This is a genomic window from Ferrimonas aestuarii (genome assembly GCF_005116665.1).
In the GTDB taxonomy this organism is placed as follows: Bacteria; Pseudomonadota; Gammaproteobacteria; order Enterobacterales; family Shewanellaceae; genus Ferrimonas; species Ferrimonas aestuarii.
The window spans coordinates 40,098-46,863 of record NZ_SWCJ01000028.1 but is presented as its reverse complement, the minus strand read 5'-3'; the positions used below and the strand labels follow the sequence as shown (position 1 = coordinate 46,863).

At 49.3% G+C, this 6,766-nt stretch carries 8 protein-coding genes and 1 tRNA gene; 7 read left to right on the top strand and 2 right to left on the bottom strand.

The annotated features are described in order from the left end of the window. Positions 1 to 155: 155 nt before the first annotated feature. Positions 156 to 246 (bottom strand) — tRNA-Ser (locus tag FCL42_RS21060). Positions 247 to 657: 411 nt separating this feature from the next. Here FCL42_RS21060 and FCL42_RS21055 point away from each other — a divergent pair. The 5 genes from FCL42_RS21055 (at position 658) to FCL42_RS21035 (ending at position 2,730) form a co-directional block, all read left to right on the top strand. Continuing rightward, positions 658 to 1,317, top strand: coding sequence for a Bax inhibitor-1/YccA family protein (locus FCL42_RS21055; protein ID WP_136865393.1), 660 nt, complete (start codon positions 658 to 660; stop codon positions 1,315 to 1,317). 61 nt (positions 1,318 to 1,378) lie between these two features. Beyond that, positions 1,379 to 1,768: a sulfurtransferase complex subunit TusD gene (gene tusD / locus FCL42_RS21050; protein WP_136865392.1), complete on the top strand. Its 390-nt coding sequence runs from the start codon at positions 1,379 to 1,381 to the stop codon at positions 1,766 to 1,768. Next, positions 1,768 to 2,124, top strand: a complete 357-nt coding sequence (tusC, locus tag FCL42_RS21045) for a sulfurtransferase complex subunit TusC (protein ID WP_136865391.1) — start codon at positions 1,768 to 1,770, stop codon at positions 2,122 to 2,124. Before tusD ends, tusC begins: the two co-directional genes overlap by 1 nt. Beyond that, positions 2,121 to 2,399, top strand: a complete 279-nt coding sequence (tusB, locus tag FCL42_RS21040; protein ID WP_136865390.1) for a sulfurtransferase complex subunit TusB — start codon at positions 2,121 to 2,123, stop codon at positions 2,397 to 2,399. The genes tusC and tusB overlap by 4 nt, the downstream gene beginning before the upstream one ends. Before the next feature lies 1 nt (position 2,400). Continuing rightward, on the top strand, positions 2,401 to 2,730 hold the full coding sequence (locus FCL42_RS21035) for a TusE/DsrC/DsvC family sulfur relay protein (protein WP_136865389.1): 330 nt from the start codon (positions 2,401 to 2,403) through the stop codon (positions 2,728 to 2,730). Between the two features lie 236 nt (positions 2,731 to 2,966). Here the strand turns inward: FCL42_RS21035 and FCL42_RS21030 are convergent, their stop codons facing one another. Then, entirely contained in the window at positions 2,967 to 4,394 is a 1,428-nt protein-coding gene (locus FCL42_RS21030) for a glyceraldehyde-3-phosphate dehydrogenase (RefSeq protein WP_136865388.1), read from the bottom strand. 223 nt (positions 4,395 to 4,617) lie between these two features. On the opposite strand from FCL42_RS21030, the gene FCL42_RS21025 reads away from it, so the two are divergent. Beyond that, a complete protein-coding gene (locus FCL42_RS21025) occupies positions 4,618 to 5,406 on the top strand; it encodes a DUF2989 domain-containing protein (protein ID WP_136865387.1) in 789 nt (262 codons plus the stop codon). Positions 5,407 to 5,643: 237 nt separating this feature from the next. Next, positions 5,644 to 6,651, top strand: a complete 1,008-nt coding sequence (gap, locus tag FCL42_RS21020; RefSeq protein WP_136865386.1) for a type I glyceraldehyde-3-phosphate dehydrogenase — start codon at positions 5,644 to 5,646, stop codon at positions 6,649 to 6,651. The last annotated feature ends 115 nt before the right edge of the window (positions 6,652 to 6,766 follow it).

Sequence of the window (6,766 nt, the reverse complement as noted above, 5' to 3'; positions counted from 1 at the left end):
ATGGCGGAGAGATAGGGATTGATTCCCTCGCTAGCTCGGCCGCCTTCGGCGTTACTCGCTGCGCTCTTTGCAAACCCTAGCCACTAGCGTTTTGCACCCTATCTTCCTCTCTTAGAGCTGGTCTATACATGACTCGAGCTCAAAGAAATTTTAAATGGCGGAGAGATAGGGATTTGAACCCTAGAAGGGCTATTAACCCTTGCCGGTTTTCAAGACCGGTGCTTTCAACCACTCAGCCATCTCTCCAGTGGCGGCAATAATAGGGAAAGCCCAAGTCGCTGTAAAGCCCTCAAAGCCATCAAATGCGAAATTTATTCAGGGCAATCAGCCTCTAACCCCATTAACGCTATTTGGCCATAAAGATCGCAATCTTCTGTTTTTTAGAAGGCATTCATCCAACGCGGGTTACCGAGTAAAGTCGACTCGCCTTACGAAACGCTGGAGAACACCTCGATAAAACCGCTCAAAACACTCGATAAATCAATCCTATGGCTAACATATTGAGAGATAAGCCGTTCTGAATACATTTATTGCAGCCAAACATTGAAAATTCGTTGCGATGAACCTATATCAACTTGTAGAGTAAACCTTTCGGAATTTTGTGGCTCTAAGGTTTATAGACGCACTATGTAACTTTGCCACAACACAGGAGTCATTATGCAGACCCAACAGTTTGAACGAGTCGCCACTCGAAGTGGCGTTGAAATTAACAAGGTGCTTCGCAACACCTACATGTTGCTGGCCATGACCTTAGCGTTTTCCGCCGCGGTTGCCGGCGTTACCATGGCGCTAAACCTGCCTTACCCAGGTATGATCATTACCCTAGTTGGTTTCTACGGACTGCTGTTCTTGGTAAGCAAAACCGCCGACAGCGCCATGGGCTTGGTGTCCGTATTCGCACTGACCGGTTTTATGGGATATACCCTAGGCCCAATTCTGAACATGTACCTAGGTGCAGGCATGGGCGACGTAGTCATTATGGCCCTTGGCGGCACAGCCCTGACCTTCTTCGGTCTGTCGGCTTACGTACTAGTTACCGGTAAGGATATGTCCTTCCTAGGCGGCATGATGATGGCGGGCTTCTGGGTGATAATCGCGGCCTTTGTTGCCAACATATTCCTGCAGATTCCAGCTCTGAGCATGGCGCTAAGCTGCCTGTTCATCCTGTTCTCATCCGGCGCCATCCTGATGCAGACCAGCGCCATCATCCACGGCGGTGAGCGTAACTACATCAATGCGACAGTGACCTTGTTCGTGTCTCTGTACAACATCTTCGTGAGCCTGCTGAGCCTTCTGGGCATGGGCGGCGACGACTAAGCGCAACTTTTGCGTTAGACTAAGGCCCTTCGGGGCCTTTTTTATTGATTACACGTAATTCATGAGTTCATTTGTTGTTGTCGTAAACGGCGAAGCCTACGGCAGTCAATCCGCACTGTCTGCGGTTAAATTCTGCGAAACCCTCATCGAGATGGGCCACCAACTCGAACAGGTCTTTTTCTATCAAAATGGCGTCCTAAACGCCTCTCGTTTGCAGCTACCTGCCGCAGATGAAACCAACCTTCTTAAGCGCTGGCAACGACTGCACACCAGTCACGGTACGCCTCTGGTTAGCTGCGTCTCAGCAGGCCTTCGCCGTGGCATTATCGATGCTGAAGCCGCCGAAGACGCAGAGTTAGACTCTGCCAACTTGGCCAGTGGGTTTATCTTAGGTGGCCTAGGTGAGTTGGTTACTACCATGCAAAATGCGGATCGAGTGGTGCAGTTCTAATGAAAACCCTTGCTATTGTTTTTACTCAAGCCCCTCATGGCAATGCCAGTGGCCGTGAGGCACTGGACCTTGCCCTCCTGAGTGCCAGCTACGACATCCCCACCGAGCTCTACTTTGTTGGCGATGGTGTCTATCAACTTCTGGCCAATCAACAGCCACAATCCATCGACAGTCGAGATTACATCTCTACCTTCAAAGCTCTGCCGATGTACGATGTGGAACAGATCTGGGTATCAGAATCTGATCTCACCGCTCGCGGCCTTCGCGCCGACGATCTGCTGATGTCCGTTGAGCTTGGCACCACAGAGCAATTGGCCACTCGATTAAACGCCATCGAACAGGTACTGACATTTTGACAACTTTGCACACCCTATCGACACTGGCAAAGGCCAGAATGCCAGAGTTGAGCGACCTTATTTTGGCAGATGACGCCATCCTACTGATGCAGGATGCGGTCATCGCAGCGGCCCTACCCCACTGGCCAGCTCAATTCAGCCAGCCAATTTACGCCCTCAAAGACGATCTTGTGGCTCGAGGCTTGTTATCTAAGGCTCCAGCCCCAATACAAATCATCGACTACCAAGGGTTCGTCGAGTTAACCTTGAAATACGACAAAGTACAGGCGAGATAATATGTTCGTTTTTAACGGTCAAGAGATTGAGACCGACAAACAAGGCTATCTGCTGGACGCCAAACAATGGCAGCCAGAGATGGCGCCAATTCTGGCGCAAGAGGAAGGCATTGAGCTGTCCGACAACCACTGGGAAGTGGTCAACTTCGTACGAGACTTCTACCTAGAGTTCAACACCAGCCCGGCCATTCGCGTTCTGGTAAAGGCCATCGGCCAAAAACTGGGCGAAGACAAGGGTAACTCTAAATACCTGTATAAGTTGTTTCCTAAAGGCCCAGCCAAACAAGCCACTAAAATTGCTGGCCTGCCTAAGCCTGCTCGCTGCATTTAGTACCACCCTGAATAAATATCTGGTCATTATTGCTTGCCTAAATCGTTTCACTCTTCGTTGCGAGACTTGTTGTTAGCGCCACTAGCATCGGCGTCTCGCGTCTTGATTGAAACCATTTATTCGACGCACGAGGATAGACCACTTACTTAATCAGAATGGTATGAGCCCAAGCTTTAAGGCTCCAGAAATAACAAAGCCAGCACCAAGGTGCTGGCTTTTTAATGCGTTATCGAAGATTACGCAGGAATCATGTGAGTAGTCAGGCCCAGCATCTTCTTCATTACGCGGATAACCTGACGGCTGTAGCCATACTCGTTGTCATACCATACGTACAGTACGGTGCGGTCGCCATCAACGATGGTGGCTTGGGAATCAACAATACCCGCGTAACGGTTGCCAACCAAGTCAGTCGAAACGATTTCTGTAGACTCGGTGAAATCAACCTGGCTTTGCAGATCTGAGTGCAAAGCCACTTCACGCAGGTACTCATTCATGGTGTCACGGTCGGTTTCCTGACCTAGGTTCAGGTTCATGATCGCCATAGACACGTTTGGCGTAGGTACGCGGATGGCGTTACCGGTCAGCTTGCCTTTCAGCTCAGGAAGGGCTTTGGCAACCGCCTTTGCCGCACCGGTTGAAGTCAGAACCATGTTCAGCGCCGCGCTGCGGCCACGACGGTCGCCCTTGTGGTAGTTGTCGATGAGGTTTTGATCGTTGGTGTAGGAGTGAACGGTCTCAACGTGGCCGTTGTTGATGCCAAACTTATCGTTGATCGCTTTGAGTACCGGCGTAATGGCGTTGGTGGTACAGGAAGCCGCCGAAACAATTAGGTCTTCAGACAGGATATCGCCACCGTTTACACCGTAAACCACGTTCTTGATGTTGCCGCCAGCAGGTGCAGTCAGCAGTACCTTCTCTGCGCCTTTGGATTTAAGGTGCAGACCCAAGCCTTCTTCATCTTTCCAGATACCAGTGTTATCAACCACCAAGGCGTTGTTGATGCCATATTGGGTGTAATCCACCTGATCTGGGCTGTTGGCGTAGATCACCTGGATGTAGGTGCCGTTGGCGATGATGGCGTTGTTCTCTTCGTCCACCTCGATGGAACCGTTAAATGGGCCGTGAATTGAATCACGTCGCAGCAGGCTAGCTCGTTTTTCCAGATCGCCCTCGCGGCCGCCACGAACCACAATGGCTTTCAAGCGCATGTTGTTAGCTGCACCAGTACGTTCGATCATCAGACGTGCCAGCAAGCGGCCAATACGACCGAAGCCGTACAGAACCACATCACGAGGCTCAACGTCAGCATTGGACGCTGGGCCCATCTGCTCGGTAACGTAGGCGTTGATCTCGTTGCCGTCGTTGTGGTTGCGCCAGTAATTTACGGCCAGCTTACCCAAATCAACACGGGCATACTTCACGTCCAGTTCGCCCAGTGCTTCTAGGAATGGGAAACTATCACGCAAACGCAGTTTCTCACCTTCGTGCTTAGCCACCAAACGGTGGAACTTGATGATGTCGATGGTAGAGGCATTCAACAAAGACTTGCCATAAACCAAGACTTCGATGCCTTTGTTGCGATACAGCTTACCGATGATCGGTTGCATCGCCTCGGCCATCTCAAAACGTTCTTGCCAGCTTTTCAGGTGCTTATCAGCGCTCATTGTGAACAGATCCTTTATGGGCACAGTCTTCGCTTAGATGCTTTATAATGGTGACTAAGTTCAAAGACCATGAAATGGGTACAGATTTCGTGGCTACTTGGGCCAACTGGCTGGTATTCTACATGGCAATAATGGAAATACGCTAGTTGACCCATTCCGTAATAAAATTAGAAAAATCAGTCAATTTTGACGGTTTTTCGAAAGTTTTTGGTAAAATTACATAATGCGTGCACTTTTGTTGGTAGCCCTAGCGCTGCCCCTTACCGGTTGTGACAGCCAAATGACTCTTCAAGAGGTTTGCAATACTCATCCGGAATACTGTGAAGATGTCCCTCTAACAGGCTGGTGCGTTAAGGAACGCTCTGAAGTTATCTGGAAGCGTTACGAACACAACGATAAAGACCCCAACTCCATCTACAATGAACTCCTATCGCTAGAAAACTTCGTTAATTGCATTGAAAAAGCAGTTAAAATTGAGAATAGAGAACAAGCTAAAGAGCGCGAGTCAGCTCGCGTTGAAAGCTACATTGCCGCGCAAACTTCACTGACCAACATTCAAGAAAAAACTCAGAATGATGCCTCGCCCTATTTGAGCTTTTATCACTGGACTCGCTTCCACAACCGACAAGCATTGAATCGTTTTCTCGATGCTGAAAGCCAAGGGAAATTAGACAGCGCGACCCTCAAAGGCTTTGCTGCCAGCTATTACAGTCAATCGAATCCCAAACGCGCGACAGGGTACCTGCTAGAAACATTACCCGAATTACCTCAGCCAGCGGTGGATGCCTTTCTTGACCTGTCTAAACTGTTTATGGATCAGAGAAATAATGAGCAGGCTTATATCTTCGCTAAGATGGCGGCCATCTCAAATCCTGAGATGGTGAACCCTCAGAGGCTTAAAATGTTGTCGTTGTCGAGCGGTCAGAAACAATCTCTGCTTGATGAGCAGGCTCAACAAAGATTAACCCAACTTGCAGAAGGAAAATTCAGCGCAAAATCGATAAAAATGTAATTAACTTTCTTTGGAGATTACATCTAAATGCGCAAATTCTGGTCAAGGATGACAAATATGCAACCGACAGTCACAGCACCTACTATTGATAGTTGTACTAGGCTTATTCGGTTAAAAAATTTGACGAGTCGTAAAATTTACTCAATTTTTTCGACAATTTGCGGTTTACCCCTTGACCACTGCCGACCTTGTTGTAAATTAACTACAGTTTCTTAAATTAAGAGTATAGGTAACGCTATGATCAAAGTTGCTATCAATGGATATGGCCGTATCGGCCGCAACGTTGTCCGTGCACTGTATGAAAGCGAAAAAGACTACCCTATCAAAATCGTTGCTATCAACGACCTGGGTGACGCCGCCATCAACGCCCACCTGACCAAGTACGATTCCGTACACGGTCGCTTCAACGCCAAAGTAGAGCAAACCGACGACGCCATCATCATTAACGGCGATGAGATCAAAACTTTCTCTGAGCGTGACCCTTCCAAGCTGCCTTGGGGCGAGCTGGGTGTAGACGTGGTATTTGAGTGTACCGGTATCTTCACTACCAAGCCGACCGCTTCTAAGCACATTGAGGCTGGCGCCAAGAAAGTGATCATCTCCGCACCAGGTAAAGAAGTAGATGCAACCGTTGTTTACGGTGTTAACCACGACGTTATCACCCCAGACATGACCGTTATCTCTAACGCTTCTTGTACCACCAACTGCTTGGCTCCTTTCGCTAAGCCGCTGAACGACGAGTTAGGCATCGAATCCGGCCTGATGACCACCGTTCACGCGTACACCAACGATCAGCGTCTGTCTGACGTTTACCACAGCGACCTACGTCGTGCCCGTGCTGCTGCGATCAACATGATCCCAACCAAAACCGGTGCTGCGGCTGCGGTAGGTCTGGTAGTTCCAGAACTGGCTGGTAAGTTTGACGGCGGTGCCGTTCGTGTTCCGACCGTAAACGTATCTCTGGTTGACCTATCGTTCGTTTCTTCTCGCGATACCACCGTGGAAGAAGTAAACGCCATCATCGAGAAAGCGTGCGCGACTGGTGCCATGAGCGAAGTTCTGGCCGTAAACCACGAGCCGCTGGTTTCTATCGATTTCAACCACAGCCCTTACTCTTCTACTTTTGACGCGACTCAAACCCGCGTTAACGGTCGACTGATTAAAGTAATGGCTTGGTACGACAACGAGTGGGGCTTCTCCAACCGTATGTTGGACAACGCCGTTGTTCTGATGAATGCTAAGTAAGGCCTAGCTTCTCATTCTCAATATTTCTCGCGTCAAAGCCCGCCTCATCAGCGGGCTTTGTTTTATCGTAAAGTTAACCAATATTTCTCGCCCCACACCCACAAACGCCCACCCC